Origin of the sequence: Xanthomonas rydalmerensis (genome assembly GCF_033170385.1) — a bacterium.
Lineage (GTDB): Bacteria > Pseudomonadota > Gammaproteobacteria > Xanthomonadales > Xanthomonadaceae > Xanthomonas_A > Xanthomonas_A rydalmerensis.
This window is the reverse complement of the sequence record NZ_CP126170.1, coordinates 4,277,351-4,296,855: the sequence shown is the minus strand read 5'-3', so window position 1 is coordinate 4,296,855 and position 19,505 is coordinate 4,277,351. Positions and strand designations below refer to the sequence as shown.

Below are 19,505 nucleotides of genomic sequence, written 5' to 3'. Positions count from 1 at the left end.
TCAGCCCAGCGCCTTTTCCAGCTCCGGCAACACCGTGAACAGGTCGCCGACCAGACCGATGTCGGCGATCTCGAAGATCGGCGATTCCGGGTCCTTGTTGATCGCGACGATGGTGCCGGCGTCCTTGATGCCGGTCAGGTGCTGGATGGCGCCGGAAATGCCGATCGCCACGTACAGCTCCGGCGCGATGATCTTGCCGGTCTGGCCCACCTGCAGTTCGTTGGGGACGTAGCCGGCGTCGACCGCCGCGCGCGAGGCGCCGACCGCCGCACCGAGCTTGTCGGCGAGCTGGTAGACGATCTGGAAGTTCTCCGCCGAGCCGACGCCGCGGCCGCCGGAGACCACGCGCTTGGCGCTCTGCAGGTCGGGGCGGTCGGACTTGCCGGCGGCCAGGCCGACGAAGCGGGTGTGGCTCGGCAGCGGCGCGTCCACGCTGGCCGCTTCGACCGCCGCGCTGCCGCCTTGCGCCGCTTCCGGCCAGGAGGCGCTGCGTACGGTGGCCACCACGATCTGGTCGGCCGGGGACTGCACGCTGATGATGGCGTTGCCGGCGTAGATCGGGCGCTTGAACGCGTACTCGCCGTCCACCGCCATCAGGTCGGAGATCTGGTTGACGCCGAGCAGGGCGGCCACCACCGGCATCAGGTCCTTGCCGAAGGTGGTGGAGGGGCCGAACACGTGGGTGTAGCCGGTCGCCAGGGCGGCGATCTGCGGGCCCAGCACCTGCGCGATGGCGTGTTCGTTGGCGGGATTGGCGACGGTGAGGACGCGGGCGACGCCGGCGATCTGCGCGGCCTGGGCGGCCACCGCGGCCGGATCGGCGGCCAGCACGACGATGTCGATGGCGTCCGGCGACAGTGCCTGCGCGGCGCTGACGCACTTGGCGGTGGCGGCGTTGAGCTGCCCGTTGAGATGTTCGGCGATGACGAGGATCTTGGCCATTACAGCAACCCCTTCTGCTTGAGTGCGGCCACCAGTTCGGCGGCATCCTTGACCATCATGCCGCGGCTGCGCTTGGCCGGCGGGGCGTAGTGGGTGGTGGTGAGGCTGTCGTTGGCCTCCACGCCCAGGTCGGCGAAGGCCAGCGTCTGCAGCGGCTTGCTCTTGGCCTTCATGATGTCCGGCAGCTTGATGAAGCGCGGCTCGTTCAGGCGCAGGTCGGTGGTGACCACCGCCGGCAAATCCACTTCCAGGGTTTCCAGGCCGGCGTCGACCTCGCGGGTCACCGTGGCCTTGCCGTCGGCCACCACCAGCTTGCCGGCGAAGGTCGCCTGCGGCCGGCCCCACAGCGTGGCCAGCATCTGCCCGGTCTGGTTGGCGTCGTCGTCGATCGCCTGCTTGCCCAGGATCACCAGGTCCGGCTGCTCCTGCTCGACCAGCTTGAGCAGGGTGCGCGCGGCGGTCAGCGGCTGGATTGCCGCATCGGCGACCACGTGGATGGCGCGGTTGGCGCCCATCGCCAGGCCGTTGCGCAGGTGCGCGGCGGCGTCGGCCGGGGCGATGGTGGCGACCACCACCTCGCTGGCGATGCCGGCGTCGCGCAGGCGCAGCGCCTCTTCCAGGGCGATTTCGTCGAACGGGTTGGCGGAGAGCTTGACGCCCTCGGTGATCACGCCGGAGCCGTCCGGCTTGACCTGGATGCGGACGTTGTAGTCCACCACGCGCTTGTAGGCGACGAGGATTTTCATCGTGTACGAGATCCTTCAGCAGTGCGGGAAGGCCCGGCCGCGGCGGCTGGCACGGGGCAGTCGGAGGATTCTAACCGGGCGCGCTTGACCATGCGAGGGCGTATGGTGGGCGCCCTCGGCGGGCACGCGATCGCCGCGTGCGGCGCCCACGACCGGTTCATATAAAGCGTATATCCTGTGTGGTTTGGACATTAGGCGCCGACGGCGCCCAATCAGGAGAGACACACAGTGGCGACTTGGCTCGTAACCGGCGGTGCCGGTTTCATCGGCGGTAATTTCGTGCTCGAGGCGGTGGCGCGCGGCATCCGTGTGATCAACCTGGACGCACTGACCTACGCCGGGAACCTGAACACGCTGGCGTCGCTGGAAGGCAATCCCGACCACGTGTTCGTGCACGGGGACATCGGCGACCGCGAGCTGGTGAGCCGTCTGCTCGCCGAGCACCAGCCCGACGCGGTGGTCAATTTCGCCGCCGAGAGCCACGTGGACCGCTCGATCGATGGCCCCGGCGCCTTCATCCAGACCAACGTGGTCGGCACCCTGGGCCTGCTGGAGTCGGTGCGCGATCACTGGAAGGCGCTGCCGGACGGCCGCCGCGACGCGTTCCGTTTCCTGCACGTGTCCACCGACGAGGTCTACGGCACCCTCGGCGAGACCGGCAAGTTCAGCGAAACCACCCCGTATGCGCCGAACTCGCCGTACTCGGCGTCCAAGGCCGCCTCCGACCATCTGGTGCGCGCGTTCCACCACACCTACGGCCTGCCGGTGCTGACCACCAACTGCTCCAACAACTACGGCCCCTACCACTTTCCGGAGAAGCTTATTCCGCTGGTGATCGCCAAGGCGCTGGCCGGCGAGCCGCTGCCGGTGTACGGCGACGGCAAGCAGGTGCGCGACTGGCTGTTCGTCGGCGACCACTGCGAAGCGATCCGCACCGTGCTGGCCAAGGGCAAAGTGGGCGAGACCTACAACGTCGGCGGCAATTCCGAGAAGCAGAACATCGAAGTGGTGCAGGCGATCTGCGCGCTGCTGGACGCACGGCGTCCGCGCGAAGACGGCAAGCCGCGCGTCAGCCAGATCACCTACGTCGCCGACCGGCCCGGCCACGATCGCCGCTACGCCATCGACGCCTCCAAGCTGAAGAACGAACTGGGCTGGGAGCCGAAGTACACCTTCGAACAGGGCATCGCGCTCACCGTGGACTGGTACCTGAGCCATCAGGACTGGGTGCAGGGCGTGCTCGATGGCAGCTATCGGCTGGAACGGATCGGCACCGCGGCATAACCCGCGTCCCTCGCATGCGTCCGCACATCCACATGCGGACGTCCATAGGAAGCACCTCATGACACAACGCAAGGGCATCATCCTCGCTGGCGGCTCCGGCACGCGGCTGTATCCGATCACCAAGGGCGTCAGCAAGCAGCTGTTGCCGGTGTACGACAAGCCGATGATCTATTACCCGCTCAGCGTGCTGATGCTGGCCGGGATCCGCGAGGTGCTGATCATCAACACCCCGCACGAGCAGGCGCTGTTCCAGGCGCTGCTGGGCGATGGCGCGCAGTGGGGCATGGATATCCAGTACGCGGTGCAGCCGAGTCCGGACGGGCTGGCCCAGGCCTACCTGATCGGCCGCGACTTCGTCGCCGGCAAGCCGAGCTGCCTGGTGCTGGGCGACAACATCTTCCACGGCCATGGCCTGACCGAGACCCTGCGCCGTGCCGATGCGCGGCAGCATGGGGCCACCGTCTTCGGCTACTGGGTCAACGACCCCGAGCGCTACGGCGTGGCCGAGTTCGACGCGTCCGGCAAGGTCATCGACATCGAGGAAAAGCCGGCCAAGCCGCGCTCCAACTATGCGGTCACCGGCCTGTATTTCTACGATGGCCAGGCCAGCGACCATGCCGCGGAACTGAAGCCCTCGCCGCGCGGCGAACTGGAGATCACCGATCTCAATCGCCGTTACCTGGAAGCTGGTGAACTGCATCTGGAAGCGCTGGGCCGTGGCTATGCCTGGCTGGATACCGGTACCCACCAGTCGCTGCACGAAGCCTCCAATTTCATCGAGACCATCCAGTCGCGGCAGGGCCTGCAGGTCTGCTGCCCGGAAGAGATCGCCTTCGGGAACGGGTGGATCGATGCGGCGCAGCTGGAGAAACTTGCCGCTCCGCTGCGCAAGAACGCTTATGGCACCTATCTGCATGAACTGGCTGTACGAGGAACCGTTCCGTGAAAGTGATTGAAACCAATCTGCCCGGCTGCGTGGTGATCGAGCCGGCGGTGTTCGGCGATGCGCGTGGCTATTTCTTCGAGACCTGGAACGCCGAGCGTTTCGGCGAGCACGGACTGCCCACCAAGTTCGTGCAGAGCAACGTCTCCACCTCGGCCAAGGGCGTGCTGCGCGGCCTGCATTACCAGTGGCCGCGGCCACAGGGCAAGCTGGTCAGCGTCCTCGAGGGCGAGGTGTACGACGTCGCCGTCGACATACGTCATGGCTCGCCCCACTTCGGCCGCTGGGCCGCGGTGGTGCTGAGCGCGGAGAACAAGAAGCAGTTCTGGATTCCGGAAGGCTTCGCGCACGGATTTGCCGTGCTGTCGGAGCGTGCGGTGTTCAGCTATCTGTGTACCGACGTGTACGTCAAGGAAGCCGACGCTGGCGTGCGCTGGGACGATGCCGCGATCGGCGTCGACTGGCCGATCTCCGAGCCGGTGCTGTCGGGCAAGGACGCTGTCGCGCCGTTCCTGGCCGATATCCCGGTCGAGCGCCTGCCGGTCTACCAGCCATGAGCGTGCTGGTCTTCGGCGGCAACGGCCAGGTCGGGCAGGAGCTGCTGCGCGCGCTGGCGGCGCAGGGGCCGGTGCTCGCGACCACGCGCAGCGGCCAGTTGCCCGACGGCAGCGCCTGCGAGCGCGCCGATTTCGACCAGCCGCAGACGCTGGGCGAACTGCTGGACCGGCTGCGGCCGACGGCGGTGGTCAACGCCGCGGCCTACACCGCGGTCGATCGCGCCGAACAGGACGCAGAGGCCGCCCGCCGTGCCAATGCCGAATCGCCGGCGGCGATCGCCACCTGGTGTGCGGCGCAGGGCGTGCCGCTGGTGCATTACTCCACCGACTACGTGTTCGACGGCCAGGGCGCGCAGCCTTATCCCGAGGATGCACCGACCGCGCCGCTGGGCGTGTACGGCGCCACCAAGCTGGCCGGCGAGGAGGCGATCCGCGCTTCCGGTGCGCAGCACCTGATCTTCCGCACCGCCTGGGTGTATGCCGCGCACGGACACAATTTCCTGCGCACCATGCTGCGCGTCGGCGCCGACCGCGACGAACTGCGGGTGGTCGCCGATCAGGTCGGCACGCCGACTCCGGCGGCGCTGATCGCCGATGTCACTGCGCGCGTGCTGGCGCAGCGCGCGACGCTGCCGTCCGGGACCTGGCATCTGACCGCGGCCGGCGAGACCACCTGGCACGGCTTCGCCGAGGCGATCTTCGCCGAGGCGGTGGCGGCGGGCCTGCTGTCGCGCGCGCCGCGGGTGCTGCCGATCACCACCGCGGAGTATCCGACCCCGGCCAAGCGCCCGGCCTACTCGCGCCTGGACGTGTCGCGCCTGCAGCGCGATTTCGCGCTGGAACTGCCGCAGTGGCGCGATGGCCTGCGCCAGGTGATCGGTGAACTCGCCACGGCAGCACCGGCCGCCTGACCTGCCGTACGCGGCAGAAAAAGCACGCAGCCGAAAAGCAAAGAGCCGGGCAGTGCCCGGCTCTTTGCGTTGTGGCGTGTGCCGGACTCAGGTGCGCCCGTAGGTGTCCTCGAAGCGCACGATGTCGTCCTCGCCCAGGTAGCTACCCGACTGCACTTCGATCAACTCCAGCGGCAGCTTGCCGGGGTTCTTCAGGCGGTGGGTCACGCCGAGCGGGATGTAGGTGCTCTGGTTTTCGGTGAGCAGCAGTACTTCCTCGCCACGGGTGACTTCGGCGGTACCGCTCACCACGATCCAGTGCTCGGCGCGGTGGTGATGCATCTGCAGGCTCAGCGTGGCGCCGGGCTTGACCGTGATGCGCTTGACCTGGAAACGCTGGCCGTTGTCGATCGAGTCGTAGGCGCCCCACGGACGGTACACCTTGCGGTGCCAGGTGGCTTCGGAGCGGCCGTTGGCCTTGATCCTGGCGACGATGTCCTTCACTTCCTGGATGCGTTCGCGGTGGCCGACCAGCACCGCGTCGTCGGTCTCCACAACCACCACGTCCTGCAGGCCGACCATCGCGATCAGGCGCGAGCCGTAGGCGTAGGTGTTGCGGCAATCGATCTCGATCACGTCGCCGTGGTGGGCATTGCCGTTGGCATCCTGCGGCGACACGTCCAGCAGCGCCGACCAGGAGCCGACGTCGCTCCACTTGGCGTCTAGCGGCACCACCACCGCGTCGGCGGTCTTTTCCATCACCGCGTAGTCGATGGAGTCGGAGGGGCTGGCGGCGAAGGCGTCCTTGTCCAGACGGGTGAAGTCGGCGTCGCGCTTTGCCGACTGCCACGCCTTGGTGCAGGCATCAGCGATGGCGGGCTGGAACTTGCGCAGTTCTTCCAGGTAGCGCGAGGCGCGGAACAGGAACATGCCGCTGTTCCAGTAATACTCGCCCGACGCCAGATAACTTTTCGCGGTGGCCAAGTCGGGTTTTTCGACGAAGCGCTCGACCGCGCGCGCGCCATCGCCGGCGGCCGCCTTGATGTAGCCGTAGCCGGTTTCCGGTGCGGTCGGCTTGATCCCGAACGTCACCAGCTTGCCTTGCTCGGCCGCGATGGCGGCCACGCGCACCGCTGCCTGGAACGCCGCCTCGTCGCCGATCACATGATCGGAGGGCAGGACCAGCAACAGCGGATCGGCGCCATCGCGTGAGGCCTCCAGCGCCGCCACGGCGATCGCCGGGGCGGTGTTGCGGCCCTTGGGTTCGAGCAGGATCGCATGCGGCTTCACGCCGATCTGTTGCAACTGCTCGGCCGCGACGAAGCGGTGTTCTTCGTTGGCGACCACGATGGGCGCATGCGCGGCGACCGGCGCCGCGCGCTGCCAGGTGGCCTGCAGCATGCTCTGCTCGCCGACCAGTGGCAGGAATTGCTTGGGATACGACTCGCGCGACAACGGCCACAGGCGCGTGCCGGAACCGCCGGACAGGATGATGGGAAGGACGTCGCTCATGGGCGGGGGAACTCCATAGTGCGTCTGTGGGTGGGGGAGGGTGTCGGGATCAGCCGCGCAGCAGCTCGGAGATCTCCTGGGTACGCTGTTCCAGCAACGCCGCATCGCCGCGGGTTTCCACGTTCAGGCGCAGCAGCGGCTCGGTGTTGGAACTGCGCAGGTTGAAGCGCCAGTCGGCGAATTCGGCGCTGACGCCGTCGGTGTAGTCCAGCGTCGGCGCATGCGAGGCGAAGTGTTCCATCACCCGCGCCACCGCCGCCTTGGCGTCGGCGACCTTGAAGTTGATCTCGCCGCTGCACGGGAACTTCTGCATGCGCGCCTCGACTAGGTCGGCCAGCGAGCGGCCGGATTGCGACACCAGTTCGGCGATCAGCAGCCACGGGATCATCCCCGAGTCGGCGTAGGCGAATTCGCGGAAGTAGTGGTGCGCGCTCATCTCGCCGCCGTACACGGCGTTTTCGCTGCGCATCTTCTCCTTGATGAAGGCATGCCCGCTCTTGCACAGCACCGGAATGCCGCCGGCCTCCTCGACCTGTTCGATCGTGTTCCAGGTCAGGCGCGGGTCGTGCACGACCTTGCCGCCCGGCTGCTTGGCCAGGATCGCCTGCGCCAGCAGGCCCACCAGGTAGTAGCCCTCGATGAAGCGGCCGTCGGCGTCGAAGAAGAAGCAGCGGTCGAAGTCCCCGTCCCAGGCGATGCCGAAGTCGGCGCCGTGCTGCTTGACCGCATTGGCCGTGGCGGCGCGGTTCTCCGGTAGCAGCGGGTTGGGAATGCCGTTGGGGAAGTGGCCGTCCGGCTCGTGGAAGACGCGCACGAACTCGAACGGCAGGTGCGGCGCCAGCAGGTCGATGATGGCACCGGCGCCGCCGTTGCCGGCGTTGACCACCAGCTTCAGCGGCTTGAGCGTGGCGCGGTCGACGTAGCTGAGCAGGTGCTCGATGTAGGCGCTCTTGTCCGGGCGGTGATGCTCGGCGGCGGTCGGCGCCGCGGCCGGCGCGGTGTCGGCGGCGACGGTGTCGCGGATCGCGAACAGGCCGGTATCGGAGCTGATCGGGCGCGCGTTCTCGCGCACCAGCTTCATGCCGTTGTAGTCCATCGGGTTGTGGCTGGCGGTGACCATCACGCCGCCGGCGGCCTGCAGGTGGTCGGTCTGGAAATACACTTCCTCGGTGCCGCACAGGCCGATGTCGATGACCTCGCGGCCGCTGGCGCGCAGGCCCGCCGACAGTGCCGCCTGTAGCGCGGGGCTGGCCAGGCGCACGTCATGGCCGACCACCACCGGGCCGCTCTGCAACTGCCCCGCCAGCGCCACGCCGATGCGGCGCGCCAAGTCCTCGTTCAGTTCGTCGGGAACGCGACCGCGGATGTCGTAGGCCTTGAATGCGGGAAGCGACATAGGAAGAGGGTCCTAGTTGGGGGAAACCCGAGTGTAACGTTCCGCCGCTTAATCGGTCGTTGCGGCGGTGCGGCGGGGGTCCGGCGCGGCGAGCGGCTAGACTACGCGCCTATTTCCAACGCGGAGCTGGCGAATGGGCGACACCACTACCCTTGCGGGCGGGCGGCGCGGCAAGCTTTACCCCGATGCGGCCACGGCGCTGGCCGACGTGGTGGCGGACGGGCAGACCCTGGCGGTCGGCGGCTTCGGCCTGTGCGGCATCCCCGAGGCCTTGATCGCTGCCTTGCGCGACAGCGGCGTCAGCGGCCTCACGGTGATCTCCAACAATGCCGGCGTCGATGGCTTCGGCCTGGGCCAACTGCTGGCGACGCGGCAGATCCGCAAGATGATTTCGTCCTACGTCGGCGAGAACAAGGAGTTCGAACGCCAGTACCTGGCCGGCGAACTGGAACTGGAATTCAATCCGCAGGGTACCCTGGCGGAACGCCTGCGTGCCGGCGGTGCGGGCATCCCCGCGTTCTTCACCGCTACCGGCTACGGCACCGTGGTGGCCGAGGGCAAGGAGACCCGCGAGTTCGACGGCAAGCATTACGTGCTGGAGACCGCCCTGCGCGCCGACGTGGCCCTGGTCAAGGCGTGGAAGGCCGATGCCGCCGGCAACCTGGTGTTCCGCAAGACCGCGCGCAATTTCAACCCGGCCTGCGCGATGGCCGGCAAGCTCTGCATCGCCGAGGTCGAAGAAGTGGTGGAGACCGGCAGCCTGGATCCGGACCAGGTGCACCTGCCCGGCATCTACGTCGACCGCCTCGTGCACAACCCGCATCCCGAAAAACGCATCGAACAGCGCACCCTGCGCCAGAAGGACGCCTGACATGGCCTGGACCCGCGACGACATGGCGCAGCGCGCCGCCCGCGAACTCACCGACGGCGCCTACGTGAATCTGGGTATCGGCCTGCCGACCCTGGTCGCCAACCACATTCCCGAGGGCGTGGACGTGTGGCTGCAATCGGAGAACGGCCTGCTCGGCATCGGTCCGTTCCCCAGCGAGGACGAGGTCGATGCCGACCTGATCAATGCCGGCAAGCAGACCGTCACCGCCCGCGCCGGCGCCAGCTACTTCGGTAGCCACGATTCCTTCGCGATGATCCGCGGCGGCCATATCGACCTGGCCATCCTCGGCGCGATGCAGGTCAGCGAGAAGGGCGACCTGGCCAACTGGATGGTGCCGGGCAAGATGGTCAAGGGCATGGGCGGCGCGATGGACCTGGTGGCCGGGGTCAAGCGCGTGGTGGTGCTGATGGAACACGTGGCCAAGGACGGCAGCCACAAGATCCTGCCGGCCTGCGATCTGCCGCTGACCGGTGTCGGCGTGGTCGATCGCATCATCACCGACCTGGCCGTGTTCGACGTCACCGACAGCGGCCTGGTGCTGGTGGAAACCGCCGAGGGCGTGGAAGAGGCCGAACTGGTCGCCAAGACCGGCGTGCCGTTCCGGCGCGGGTAAGGGCGCGCTGCGCCGCTCAGGCGCTGCGCTGCGCGTAGGCGTAGTCGGTGGTGGATACCGGCGGTGGCTGGCCGAGCAGGTCGGCCACGGTGGCCACCCGGTAGCCGGCGCGCTCGGCCAGCGGCGCCGCCAGCCGTTCCACCGCATGCGCCAGGGTGGCGTCAAGTTGCCCGTGCTCGGCCTCGAATTCGGAAGGGCACAGGCCGCTGTCCAGCAGCGGCCGCAGCGCGTCCAGGCGTGCCCAGAACATGCTGCCCGAGATGAACTGCGCCTGCTCCAGGCGCGCGTCGCTGTGGCCGGTCCGGCGCAGCAGGTAGTCGGCGGCCGCGCGGTTGCCGCCCCAGAATTCGGCCAACGGCAGCAGATGGCCTTCGGGCGCGACCAGGCCGAGCGCAGGCTCCTGCGCGAAGGCCTGCAGCACGCGCGCGGCACGGTCGGCGCCGGCCAGGCGTTGCAGCAGTTCGGTGCGCCAGGCATCGCCGTTGTGCAGATGGGTGCTGCGCTTGGTATGCAGTTTCAGCACCACGTCCACGCCATCGCGCAGCAGCCGCTCGGCGGCGTGCAGGAACGGCAGGATGTCGCGGCCGCGGTTCTCCAGCACCATCACCTCGGACGGCAACGCGCACGCACGCAGGTGCGCGCGCACCGCATCGGCCTGGTCGGGCGAGGTGGTGACCAGCAGACGCCACGGCAGGGCGCTCGCGGCCAGTTGCGCCAGCAGTTCCGGCAGCACGTCCGGATACCAGGCGTGGACGATCGCGTGCGGCGTCGCGTCGCGCGCCGGCAGTGGCGCCAGCGCGCGGCGGGTTGCATCGAGATAGGCATGGCCCAGCCGCGCATCCGGTTCCAGCACGGCGCCTTCGGCCCACTCGTTCCAGGCGTTGACGAACACCAGGCGCTGCTCGGCGCGGCGACCCTGCAGCCTGGTATGGATGGTGGTGCGCAGCCAGTCCTCGTAGCCGCGCGGCGAGGCGTGCAGATAGACGCGGCCGGCGCCGGGACGGCGCGCTTCGTTGTCCCAGCCCGGGTTGACGCCCGGATACAGCAGATAGTCGGGCAGCGGGCGCGCGGCGATCTCCGCGGCCAGGGCGCGCCAATCCAGCACGGCGCCGCTGTAGTCGGGATTGAGCAGGTGCTGCTCGGCGGCCAGCGAGCGGGGATTGCTCATGTTCGGCGGGAACTCGACCGCCGCGTCGAAACCGATGTCGCGCGGGTCCGGCCGCTCGAAGCCCTGCACGTAGGCCAGGTGCAATTCGCCGATGCCGTGTTCTCGGCACCAGTCGCGCCAGCGCGTGGCGGTGGCCTGTGGATCCGGCAGCAGATGCGGGCGGTACACCAGCAGCATCGGCCGGCCATCCACGCGCAGGCAGCGCGGGTCGCGCAGGTAGTCGGCCACGTGCGCGATGAAGTCCAGGTCGTCCTGCGCGCTGTGCGCCTGCGCCATCAGCACGTCGTCGCCGCGGCCGTCCCAGCGCCGCGACCATTGCTCGTTGGCCCAGCACAGGCAGAACGGCAGCTCCAGCGTGGGATCGTCCAGCCACTGCCGCAGCGGCGTCTCCAGCAGGGTCTTGCCGCCGAACCAATAGAAGTAGAAGCAGAACGCGCCGATGCCGTACTGCTTCGCCAGCGCCACCTGCTGCCGCATGCTCTGCGGGTTGCGCAGGTCGTAGAACCCCAGGTCCGCCGGCAGCCGCGGCTGCACATGTCCCTCGAACTGCGGCAGCGCGCGGGTGACGTTGCGCCATTCGGTGAAGCCGGTGCCCCACCAGGCGTCGTTCTCCGGGATCGGATGGAACTGCGGCAGGTAGAACGCCACCACGGTGGCCGGCAGTGGCGTGGGCAATGGCGCTTCCTGCGAGGACACGTGGCCGATCGCGCGTTCGTCGGCGCGCGCGCGCGGCCGGCGTTCGCCGTGCCCGTCGGTGGCGCGCCCGCGCGGCGGCGGCGGCACCAGATCCGCATGGCGCTCCAGGAAGCGCGCGCGCAGGCGATCGCGCTGCGCCGGCGCCAGCGGCAGGACGCGAAAGCCCGCGCGCAGCGTGAGGTACAGCGCGGTTTTCAGGCGCGCGGGCAGGCCTGCGCTCACAGGTTCTGGTAGTTCGGCCCGGAGCCGCCTTCCGGCGTCACCCAGTCGATGATCGCGTAGGGATCCTTGATGTCGCAGGTCTTGCAATGCACGCAGTTGGCGGCGTTGATCTGCAGGCGCTTGCCGGCCGCGTCGTCGACGATCTCGTACACCGCCGCCGGGCAGAAACGCGTGCACGGGTTGCCGTACTCCTCGGTGCAGCGGGTCACGCAGATCTGCGGATCGAGCACGTGCAGGTGCACCGGCTGGTCCTCGTCGTGCTCGGTGGCGGCGAAGTACACGCCCTGCAGGCGATCGCGCGGGGCCAGTTCGCGCTGCACGTAGTCGCGCTTGGGCTGCTCGTGCTCGCCCAGCCGGTCCAGGCTCTTCCAGTCGGCGCCGACCTTGAGCGTCCACGGCGAGGCGCCCTTGACCAGGGTTTCCCACGCGCCATTGAGCAGGCCGAACCACAGCCCCTTCTTGAAACCGGGCTTGATGTTGCGTACCTGGCGCAACTCGGCCATCACCTCCGAGCCGCGCAGGCGCGCGTCGAAGCCGGCCGGGTCGAGCGCGGCGCCGGCGGCGAGGTGTTCGGCGGCGAGCATGCCGCTGCGGATCGCCTGATGGGTGCCCTTGATCTTGGGGACGTTGAGCAGGCCGGCGGTGTCGCCGATCAGCAGCGCGCCGGGCATCTCCACCTTCGGCAGCGACTGCCAGCCACCGCTGGCGATGGCGCGCGCGCCGGCCGAGAGGATGCTGCCGCCTTCCAGCAGCGACTTCATCATCGGGTGGTTCTTCCACTGCTGGAAGGCTTCCCACGGCCGGTATTCGGGATCGTGGTAGTCCAGGCCGCTGACGTAGCCTAGCGCCACCTGGTTGTTCTCCAGGTGATACAGGAAGCTGCCGCCGTAGGTCTTGCTGTCGGCCGGCCAACCCAGGGTGTGCACGATCTTGCCGGGGCTGACGCGGCCCTCGGGCAACTGCCACAGCTCCTTGATGCCGATCGAGAACGCCTGCGGATCGTGGCCGGCGTCGAGCGCGAAACGCGCGATCAGGCGCTTGGTCAGGTGTCCGCGCGCGCCTTCGGCCAGCACCGTGACCTTGGCGCGGATGTCGATGCCGGCGGTGTAGCCCGGCTTGTGCGATCCGTCCTTGGCCACGCCCATGTCGCCGATGCGCACGCCCAGCACCGTGCCGTCCTCGGCATGCAGGGTCTCGGCGGCGGCGAAGCCGGGGTAGATCTCCACGCCCAGCGCCTCGGCCTGAGGTGCGAGCCAGGCGCACATGGCGCCGAGGCTGACGATGAAGTTGCCGTGGTTGCGCATGCCCGGCGGCACCATCGGGAACTTGTGCCCGCCGTCCTTGCTCAGGTACCAGAACTCGTCCTCGGCCGCCGGCACGCAGATCGGCGGCGGGTTGTCGCGCCAGCCCGGCAGCAGCGCATCCAGCGGCGCCGGTTCGATCACCGCGCCGGACAGGATGTGCGCCCCGATGGTGCTGGCCTTCTCGATCACGCAGACCGAGATGTCGGGGTTGAGCTGCTTGAGCCGGATCGCGAACGCCAACCCGGCCGGGCCCGCGCCGACGGTGACGACGTCGTACTCCATGACGTCGCGCTCCACTGGCTGCGGCGCGTTGGCGCCGCCCTCGGTTCCCGTCATCTGTTCCGCTCCCGTTGGCTCGTTCTGGCTGCCTGCATTTTCAGGGTTTGCGCGTGAAGGGGCAAATTCCGAACGCCGGCGTATGGTGGGGGCGGGCGTGCTAGCGTGGCGCGATGGAACTTGATCTGCCCGGCGCCGAGTTGCGCTGGTATCCCGAGTGGCTGGACCCGGCCGCGGCGACGGCGCTGTGCGCGCAGTTGCTGCGCGAGGTGCCTTGGGAAGTGCACCGGATCCGCCTGTTCGGCAAGCTGGTCGATTCGCCGCGGCTGAGCTGCTGGATCGGCGATGCCGACGCCAGCTACCGCTATTCCGGTACCCGCTTCGCGCCGCATCCGTGGCCGCCGGCGCTGCTGCCGCTGCGTGCGCGGCTGGCGGCCGAGACCGGGGTGGCGTTCAACAGCGTGCTCGCCAACCGCTACCGCGACGGCCGCGATGCGATGGGCTGGCACAGCGACGACGAGCGCGAACTCGGCCCGGCGCCGGTGATCGCCTCGCTGAGCCTGGGCGCGTCGCGTCGCTTCGTGTTGCGCCATCGCCAGCAGCCGGCGCTGCGCCAGGCGTTGGAACTGAGCTCCGGCGGATTGCTGCTGATGGCGGGCGACACCCAGCGCCTGTACCGGCACGCCCTACCGCGCACCGCCAAGCCGGTCGGCGAGCGGATCAACCTGACGTTCCGCCGCATTGCGCCTTCCTTGCCCTGATCCCTTCTCCCACCGGGAGAAGGTGCCCCGAAGGGGCGGATGAGGGTTCGGGCGCTAGGGATGTGTCTGGAGAAATGACTCCGCAGCCGCCGTACCCGCACCCCCGACCCCTCTCCCGGTGGGAGAGGGGAGCAGAGCGGTCATGGGGGGACTTGATCCCTTCTCCCTCCGGGAGAAGGTGCCCCGAAGGGGCGGATGAGGGTTCGGGCGCTAGGGATGTGTCTGGAGAAATGACTCCGCAGCCGCCGTACCCTCACCCCCGACCCCTCTCCCGGTGGGAGAGGGGAGCAATCAGGGGAGCAATCAGCGCCGCGGCGGCTTCGGGCTGGCCGGCGGCGGAACGCTCGGCGCCATCGCCGTGGCCGCGTCGGCCTGGCCCTGCTGCAGGGTCCAGCCGACCACATCGTGGCCGAGTTGCGACATGGCCTGGCCGAAGGCGTCGACCACCTGCGATTCGGCGGTGCCGGCGGCCGGCTGGGTCACCAGGAAGGTGCGCGAGGCGACCACGCGCTGGTCGGCGCTGTACAGCAGTTTGGCATTGAGTTCGATGGTGGCCGACGGCACCGCGCGCCCGGCGTAGTCCGCTTCGAAACGCCGCAGGTCCAGCAGCAGCTTGTAGTCGGCGCGAATGCCGGTGCCGAGCCGGGCCACGCCGGGGATGCGCCCGGAATCCTCGAACCCGCGCAGCAGCATGTCCTCGAGCATGTCGGTGGCCGGCTGCGCCCAGCTGACGCCGCCGTACACCTGCAGTTCGTCGGGCGTCGGCCGCACCGCGATGCGCGAACTGTCGACCACGCGCGCGGCGCTGGGCTTGGTCAGTGCCAGTTGCCAGCTCACCTGCGGCCAGGCCGGGTCGGCGGTCACCCGCACGTCCGGCGCGTAGATCGTCACCGGCTCCTTGTTGCCGCCGGGCAGCGAACAGCCGGCCAGCAGCAGGGCCGGCACGGCGAGCAGGAGGAAGGCGCGCATCGGCTTCATTTGGGTTTGAACTCCTTCGGGGCGTCGCGGCCGAGCAGGTAGCGCGCGGGGTTGTTGTCCAGGCGGTCGCTGACCCGGCGCAGGTCGCGGATCAGGCCGCGCAGTTCGGTCAGGGTCGGGCCGAGCTGGCCGAGGCCGTCGTTGGCGAAGCTGTTGATCGCCGAGCGGTTCTCGCCAAGGATCTTGTCGGCATTGCCCGCGGCCGAATCCAGCTTGCTCAGCGTGTCCTCCAGCTTGTCCAGGATCGGCGGCAGCTGCTGCACCAGATTCTGGTCCAGGCGCTGGATGGTGCCGTTGGTGGTCTTGAGCGTGGTGTCCAGGTTGCGCGCGGCGTCGCGCGCGCTGACGATCAGCGACTGCATGCCCTGGTCGCGGTCGGCCAGGCCGCCGCTGATGGTCTCCAGGTTGTGCAGGGTGGCGGTGATGCTGGCGACGTTGCGGTCGCTGAGCACTTCGTCCAGGCGTTCGACGATGCGGTTGGCGGTGTCGGTGATGTTCTGCAGCGCCGAGGGCGTGGTCTGGATGATCGGCGCATCGCTGTTGTCGATCGAGGTCAGCGACGGCGCTTCCGGGGTGCCGCCGGAGAGCTGGATGATCGACGGGCCGGTCAGGCTGGTGATGCCCAGCTTGGCGCGGGTGTCGCTCTTGATCGGCGTGGTCGAGTTGACCCGGATCCGCGCCACCACCTGGCGCGGGTCGTTCGGCGCCAGGGTCAGCTCGGTGATCGAGCCCACCGCGATGCCGTTGTACTGCACCGGGCTGCCGACCGACAGGCCGGTCACCGCCTCGCGGAACACCACGCGGTATTCCTGCCAGGTGCGGTCGGAGGAGTACTTGGCGGCCCAGAGTCCGAACAGCAGCAGCGCGATCCCCACCACGATGGTGAAGGCGCCGATCAGCACGTAATTGGCTTTGGTTTCCATGGGCTCAGGGGGTCTCGGTCCAGGCGGTCTTGGCATCGCGCGCGGCGCGCGCGCGCGGGCCGTGGAAATACTCTTGGATCCACGGGTGGTCCACTTGCTCGATCTCGGCCAACGGCGCGTTGGCGATGACCTTGCGGTCGGCCAGCACCGCCACGCGGTCGCAGATAGCGTACAAGGTGTCCAGGTCGTGGGTGATGAGGAACACGGTCAGCCCCAGGGCTTCCTGCAGGGTACGGATCAGCCGGTCGAAGGCGGCCGCGCCGATCGGGTCCAGGCCGGCGGTGGGCTCGTCCAGGAACAGCAGCGGCGGGTCCAGCGCCAACGCACGCGCCAGCCCGGCGCGCTTGCGCATGCCGCCGGACAGCTGCGAGGGCAGCTTGTTCAATGCGTCGGCGGGCAGGCCGGCCAGCTTCACCTTCAGCAGCGCCAGCTCGTAATGCCAGCTGTCGGGCAGTTCGCCGAAATGCTCCTTCAGCGGCACTTGCACGTTCTCGCCGACGGTCAGCGAGGAGAACAGCGCGCCGTCCTGGAACAGCACGCCGGTATTGCGCTCCACGTGCAGGCGATCGGCGCGGCGACCGGAGTCGGTATCCACGCCGAGCACCTGGATCTTGCCGGCATCGGGGTCGCGCAGGCCGAGGATGGTGCGCATCAGCACCGACTTGCCGGTGCCCGAGCCGCCGACCACGCCGAGGATCTCGCCGCGGCGCACGTCCAGGTCCAGGTCCTCGTGCACGGTCTGGGTGCCGAAGCGATTGACCAGGCCGCGGACGGAGATGGCCAATTCGGGATTCGGGATTTGGGATTCGGGATTGGTCAACGCAACCGCTCCCGCCCAGGCGCGCAGCGCCCGGCTTCAACGAATCCCCAATGCCTACTTTCCAATCCCGGCTCCATCACCACCCCATGTTCATGAACCACAGCGCGGCGATCGCGTCGATGATGATCACCAGCGAGATCGTCTGCACCACGCTGGAGGTGGTGCGCTCGCCGACGGATTGCGCGGTGCCTTCCACCCGCAGCCCTTCCAGGCAGCCGATCAGGCCGATCACGATGGCGAAGATCGGGGCCTTGGACAGCCCGACCAGCATGTGCCGGATATCGATGGTGTCGTGCATGCGCGCCAGGTACATCTGCGGCGGGATGCCGAGGTCGAAGGCGCCGACGGTGACGCCGCCGGCCAGGCCGGCGATCATCGCCACGAAGGTCAGCAGCGGCAGCATCAGCATCAGCGCCACCAGCCGTGGGATCACCAGCAGGTCCATCGGGTCCAGGCCCAGGGTCTGGATCGCGTCGACCTCTTCGCGCGCCTTCATCGCGCCGATCTGCGCGGTGAACGCACTGGCGGTGCGCCCGGCGAGCACGATCGCGGTCAGCAGCACCGCGAACTCGCGCAGGAAGGCGATGCTGACCAGCTCCACCACATAGATCTCGGCGCCGAAGTCGCGCAGGATGGTCGAGCCGAGGAAGGCGATCACCGCGCCGACCAGATACGACAGCAGCGCCACCAGCGGCACCGCGTCCAGGCCGACCTGCTCCATGTGGTGCACGGTGGAGGTCAGGCGAAAGCGCCGCGGCTCATGCACCAGGCGCATCATCTTGACCAGGGTCTCGCCGAGGAAGCCGACCAGGGCGACGATTTCCTTGCCGTTGCGATGCACCGCGTAGCCCAGGCGTTCCAGCGCCGCGGCGAAACCGTAGTCGCGCTTGCGCTTGGGGCGGTCGTCGGCGACGTCCTCGATGGTCGAGACCAGCGCGCGATGGTCCTGGCGGAAATCCAGCGCCTCGTGGGCGATGCCGTTGCGGGTGGCGTAGCGCATCAGCTGCAGCACCCCGGCCGAATCCAGCTGGCCGATGCCGCTGGCGTCGATGCCGGTGGTGCCGGCCGGCATGCCGCGCAGCACTTCCGAGGAGGCCAGGGCCGTGGCCAGGGTCCAACTGCCGGTCAGCCGCACCCGCGAGGGGTCTCGGTCGTCCTGGCTGAGTTTGGGCGGTTGCGGTTCGATCATGGGGGCGTCCGGTGCGCGAGCATACCTGTTTCGCCCGTGTTGCAGATGTGGTGATCGCGACGGGGTGGCCGGGCGCGGCGTTCGCGCCATACTAGCCGACATGCCCGCCGCTCCCACCGTCAGTCCTTCCGCCAACGCGACCTACGCGCAGCGCATCGCCTTCGTCTCGGACATCGCCGGGCGACTGCACACCTATGGCACCACCGCGCAGCGGCTGGAGGCGGCGGTGGTGGCGCTGGCGCAGCAACTGGACCTGGATTGCGAACCCTGGTCCAACCCGACCGGGCTGATCCTCAGCTTCAGCGACCCGACCAAGGCGATCGGCTCCAGCGACATCACCCGCGTGGTGCGGCTGGCGCCGGGCGACAACGACCTGCACAAGCTCAGCGTCGCCGACCGCATCGCCGACGACGTGGCCAGTGGGCGCATGAGCGTGGCCCAGGGCCACACCGCGCTGCGCCAGCTGGACCAGCCGCCGGGGCGGCGCTGGGTGGCGATGCAGGTGCTCGGCTTCGGCCTGGCCGCGGCCGGCGTGGCCGGGCTGTGGCGCCTGCCGTGGCTGGACATCGCCACCGCCACGGTGATCGGCCTGCTGATCGGCGTGCTGACCCAACTCACCGACAAGCGCCCGGCGACCAAGGAAGCCAACGACGCGCTGGCGGCGCTGCTGGCCGGTTTCGTCGCGACCCTGGTGGCCAGTTTTGTGGCGCCGCTCAATCTCAATACGGTGATCATCGCCTCGCTGGTGGTGCTGCTGCCGGGGATGGCGCTGACCAATGCGGTCAACGAACTGACCAGCCAGCACTGGGTCTCGGGCACGGCGCGCTTCGCCGGCGCGGTCACCACCGTCCTCAAGCTGACCGTCGGCGCGGTGATCGCGGTGACCCTGGCGCAACTGCTCGGCCTGGAGCCGATGGTGCGGGCGTCGCGGCCGCAGCACGGCTGGGTGGAATGGGCCTCGCTGCTGGTCGCCGCCTATGCGTTCGCGCTGCTGTTCAAGGCCAGCGGCCGCGATTATCCGTTCGTGATGGCCGCATCGGTAGCCGGTTATGCGATCGCGCGCTTCGCCGGCGACGCCTGGGGCAGCCCGGTCGGCATCTTCCTGTCGGCGATGGTGTTGACCGCGGCCGGCAATCTGTTCGGCCGCATCGTGCACCGGCCAGGGGCCCTGGTCCGGTTGCCGGGCATCATCATGCTGGTGCCCGGCAGCGCCAGTCTGCGCGGACTGTTGACCCTGGTGCAGCAGCAGGACGTGCTCGTCGGGCAATCGGCACTGCTGACGGTGACCAATATCGTGATGGCGCTGGTCGCCGGCCTGCTTTTCGGCAATCTGCTGGTACCGGCGCGCAAGAATCTTTGAATCCGGTAATAAAAAACGCCGGCATGCGCCGGC

Annotated in this window: 18 protein-coding genes; 8 read left to right on the top strand and 10 right to left on the bottom strand. The window is 68.9% G+C overall.

Annotated features, from left to right (window positions below):
- Window positions 1-942 (bottom strand): electron transfer flavoprotein subunit alpha/FixB family protein, encoded by a 942-nt coding sequence (locus QN245_RS18200; protein ID WP_317843823.1) that lies wholly within the window; start codon window positions 940-942, stop codon window positions 1-3.
- On the bottom strand, window positions 942-1,688 hold the full coding sequence (locus tag QN245_RS18195; protein WP_317843822.1) for an electron transfer flavoprotein subunit beta/FixA family protein: 747 nt from the start codon (window positions 1,686-1,688) through the stop codon (window positions 942-944). The genes QN245_RS18200 and QN245_RS18195 overlap by 1 nt, the downstream gene beginning before the upstream one ends.
- Before the next feature lie 228 nt (window positions 1,689-1,916).
- On the opposite strand from QN245_RS18195, the gene rfbB reads away from it, so the two are divergent.
- From rfbB to rfbD, 4 genes are read left to right on the top strand one after another with little or no spacing between them, the layout of a single operon-like run.
- The gene (rfbB, locus tag QN245_RS18190; RefSeq protein WP_184448435.1) at window positions 1,917-2,972 is read left to right on the top strand and encodes a dTDP-glucose 4,6-dehydratase; all 1,056 of its coding nucleotides are present in this window, start codon (window positions 1,917-1,919) and stop codon (window positions 2,970-2,972) included.
- A 58-nt stretch (window positions 2,973-3,030) separates the two neighbouring features.
- Entirely contained in the window at window positions 3,031-3,918 is an 888-nt protein-coding gene (rfbA, locus tag QN245_RS18185; RefSeq protein ID WP_184448434.1) for a glucose-1-phosphate thymidylyltransferase RfbA, read from the top strand.
- Window positions 3,915-4,472 (top strand): dTDP-4-dehydrorhamnose 3,5-epimerase, encoded by a 558-nt coding sequence (gene rfbC, locus QN245_RS18180; protein ID WP_019797144.1) that lies wholly within the window; start codon window positions 3,915-3,917, stop codon window positions 4,470-4,472. Before rfbA ends, rfbC begins: the two co-directional genes overlap by 4 nt.
- On the top strand, window positions 4,469-5,383 hold the full coding sequence (gene rfbD / locus QN245_RS18175; RefSeq protein WP_184448433.1) for a dTDP-4-dehydrorhamnose reductase: 915 nt from the start codon (window positions 4,469-4,471) through the stop codon (window positions 5,381-5,383). The genes rfbC and rfbD overlap by 4 nt, the downstream gene beginning before the upstream one ends.
- A gap of 87 nt (window positions 5,384-5,470) precedes the next feature.
- Here the strand turns inward: rfbD and QN245_RS18170 are convergent, their stop codons facing one another.
- Window positions 5,471-6,874: a mannose-1-phosphate guanylyltransferase/mannose-6-phosphate isomerase gene (locus QN245_RS18170; RefSeq protein WP_160968899.1), complete on the bottom strand. Its 1,404-nt coding sequence runs from the start codon at window positions 6,872-6,874 to the stop codon at window positions 5,471-5,473.
- Between the two features lie 49 nt (window positions 6,875-6,923).
- A complete protein-coding gene (locus tag QN245_RS18165) occupies window positions 6,924-8,270 on the bottom strand; it encodes a phosphohexomutase domain-containing protein (protein ID WP_184448432.1) in 1,347 nt (448 codons plus the stop codon).
- A gap of 133 nt (window positions 8,271-8,403) precedes the next feature.
- Between QN245_RS18165 and QN245_RS18160 the strand changes: the two genes are divergently transcribed.
- The gene (locus QN245_RS18160) at window positions 8,404-9,141 is read left to right on the top strand and encodes a CoA transferase subunit A (protein WP_184448431.1); all 738 of its coding nucleotides are present in this window, start codon (window positions 8,404-8,406) and stop codon (window positions 9,139-9,141) included.
- A 1-nt stretch (window position 9,142) separates the two neighbouring features.
- A complete protein-coding gene (locus tag QN245_RS18155) occupies window positions 9,143-9,775 on the top strand; it encodes a CoA transferase subunit B (RefSeq protein WP_317843821.1) in 633 nt (210 codons plus the stop codon).
- Window positions 9,776-9,791: 16 nt separating this feature from the next.
- Here the strand turns inward: QN245_RS18155 and QN245_RS18150 are convergent, their stop codons facing one another.
- Window positions 9,792-11,861, bottom strand: a complete 2,070-nt coding sequence (locus QN245_RS18150; protein WP_317843820.1) for a glycoside hydrolase family 99-like domain-containing protein — start codon at window positions 11,859-11,861, stop codon at window positions 9,792-9,794.
- Window positions 11,858-13,501, bottom strand: a complete 1,644-nt coding sequence (locus QN245_RS18145) for an electron transfer flavoprotein-ubiquinone oxidoreductase (RefSeq protein ID WP_160968907.1) — start codon at window positions 13,499-13,501, stop codon at window positions 11,858-11,860. Before QN245_RS18145 ends, QN245_RS18150 begins: the two co-directional genes overlap by 4 nt.
- A gap of 113 nt (window positions 13,502-13,614) precedes the next feature.
- On the opposite strand from QN245_RS18145, the gene QN245_RS18140 reads away from it, so the two are divergent.
- Window positions 13,615-14,202, top strand: a complete 588-nt coding sequence (locus QN245_RS18140) for an alpha-ketoglutarate-dependent dioxygenase AlkB family protein (RefSeq protein WP_317843819.1) — start codon at window positions 13,615-13,617, stop codon at window positions 14,200-14,202.
- A 303-nt stretch (window positions 14,203-14,505) separates the two neighbouring features.
- Here the strand turns inward: QN245_RS18140 and QN245_RS18135 are convergent, their stop codons facing one another.
- The 4 genes from QN245_RS18135 to QN245_RS18120 form a co-directional block, all read right to left on the bottom strand.
- Window positions 14,506-15,180: an ABC-type transport auxiliary lipoprotein family protein gene (locus tag QN245_RS18135; RefSeq protein WP_317843818.1), complete on the bottom strand. Its 675-nt coding sequence runs from the start codon at window positions 15,178-15,180 to the stop codon at window positions 14,506-14,508.
- Window positions 15,177-16,103, bottom strand: a complete 927-nt coding sequence (locus QN245_RS18130; protein WP_043093283.1) for an MlaD family protein — start codon at window positions 16,101-16,103, stop codon at window positions 15,177-15,179. The genes QN245_RS18135 and QN245_RS18130 overlap by 4 nt, the downstream gene beginning before the upstream one ends.
- A 4-nt stretch (window positions 16,104-16,107) precedes the next feature.
- Entirely contained in the window at window positions 16,108-16,923 is an 816-nt protein-coding gene (locus QN245_RS18125) for an ABC transporter ATP-binding protein (protein ID WP_160968913.1), read from the bottom strand.
- A 76-nt stretch (window positions 16,924-16,999) separates the two neighbouring features.
- On the bottom strand, window positions 17,000-18,112 hold the full coding sequence (locus tag QN245_RS18120) for an ABC transporter permease (protein ID WP_160968915.1): 1,113 nt from the start codon (window positions 18,110-18,112) through the stop codon (window positions 17,000-17,002).
- Window positions 18,113-18,212: 100 nt separating this feature from the next.
- On the opposite strand from QN245_RS18120, the gene QN245_RS18115 reads away from it, so the two are divergent.
- Window positions 18,213-19,472: a threonine/serine exporter family protein gene (locus tag QN245_RS18115; protein ID WP_160968917.1), complete on the top strand. Its 1,260-nt coding sequence runs from the start codon at window positions 18,213-18,215 to the stop codon at window positions 19,470-19,472.
- Window positions 19,473-19,505: the final 33 nt, after the last annotated feature.

Excerpts from the sequence above, each read along its gene's own strand:
- QN245_RS18200 (WP_317843823.1), bottom strand. The coding sequence starts at position 942 with ATGGCCAAGATCCTCGTCATCGCCGAACATCTCAACGGGCAGCTCAAC.
- QN245_RS18195 (WP_317843822.1), bottom strand. The coding sequence starts at position 1,688 with ATGAAAATCCTCGTCGCCTACAAGCGCGTGGTGGACTACAACGTCCGC.
- rfbA (WP_184448434.1), top strand. The coding sequence starts at position 3,031 with ATGACACAACGCAAGGGCATCATCCTCGCTGGCGGCTCCGGCACGCGG.
- rfbD (WP_184448433.1), top strand. The coding sequence starts at position 4,469 with ATGAGCGTGCTGGTCTTCGGCGGCAACGGCCAGGTCGGGCAGGAGCTG.
- QN245_RS18170 (WP_160968899.1), bottom strand. The coding sequence starts at position 6,874 with ATGAGCGACGTCCTTCCCATCATCCTGTCCGGCGGTTCCGGCACGCGC.
- QN245_RS18165 (WP_184448432.1), bottom strand. The coding sequence starts at position 8,270 with ATGTCGCTTCCCGCATTCAAGGCCTACGACATCCGCGGTCGCGTTCCC.
- QN245_RS18160 (WP_184448431.1), top strand. The coding sequence starts at position 8,404 with ATGGGCGACACCACTACCCTTGCGGGCGGGCGGCGCGGCAAGCTTTAC.
- QN245_RS18155 (WP_317843821.1), top strand. The coding sequence starts at position 9,143 with ATGGCCTGGACCCGCGACGACATGGCGCAGCGCGCCGCCCGCGAACTC.
- QN245_RS18145 (WP_160968907.1), bottom strand. The coding sequence starts at position 13,501 with ATGACGGGAACCGAGGGCGGCGCCAACGCGCCGCAGCCAGTGGAGCGC.
- QN245_RS18140 (WP_317843819.1), top strand. The coding sequence starts at position 13,615 with ATGGAACTTGATCTGCCCGGCGCCGAGTTGCGCTGGTATCCCGAGTGG.
- QN245_RS18135 (WP_317843818.1), bottom strand. The coding sequence starts at position 15,180 with ATGAAGCCGATGCGCGCCTTCCTCCTGCTCGCCGTGCCGGCCCTGCTG.
- QN245_RS18130 (WP_043093283.1), bottom strand. The coding sequence starts at position 16,103 with ATGGAAACCAAAGCCAATTACGTGCTGATCGGCGCCTTCACCATCGTG.
- QN245_RS18120 (WP_160968915.1), bottom strand. The coding sequence starts at position 18,112 with ATGATCGAACCGCAACCGCCCAAACTCAGCCAGGACGACCGAGACCCC.
- QN245_RS18115 (WP_160968917.1), top strand. The coding sequence starts at position 18,213 with ATGCCCGCCGCTCCCACCGTCAGTCCTTCCGCCAACGCGACCTACGCG.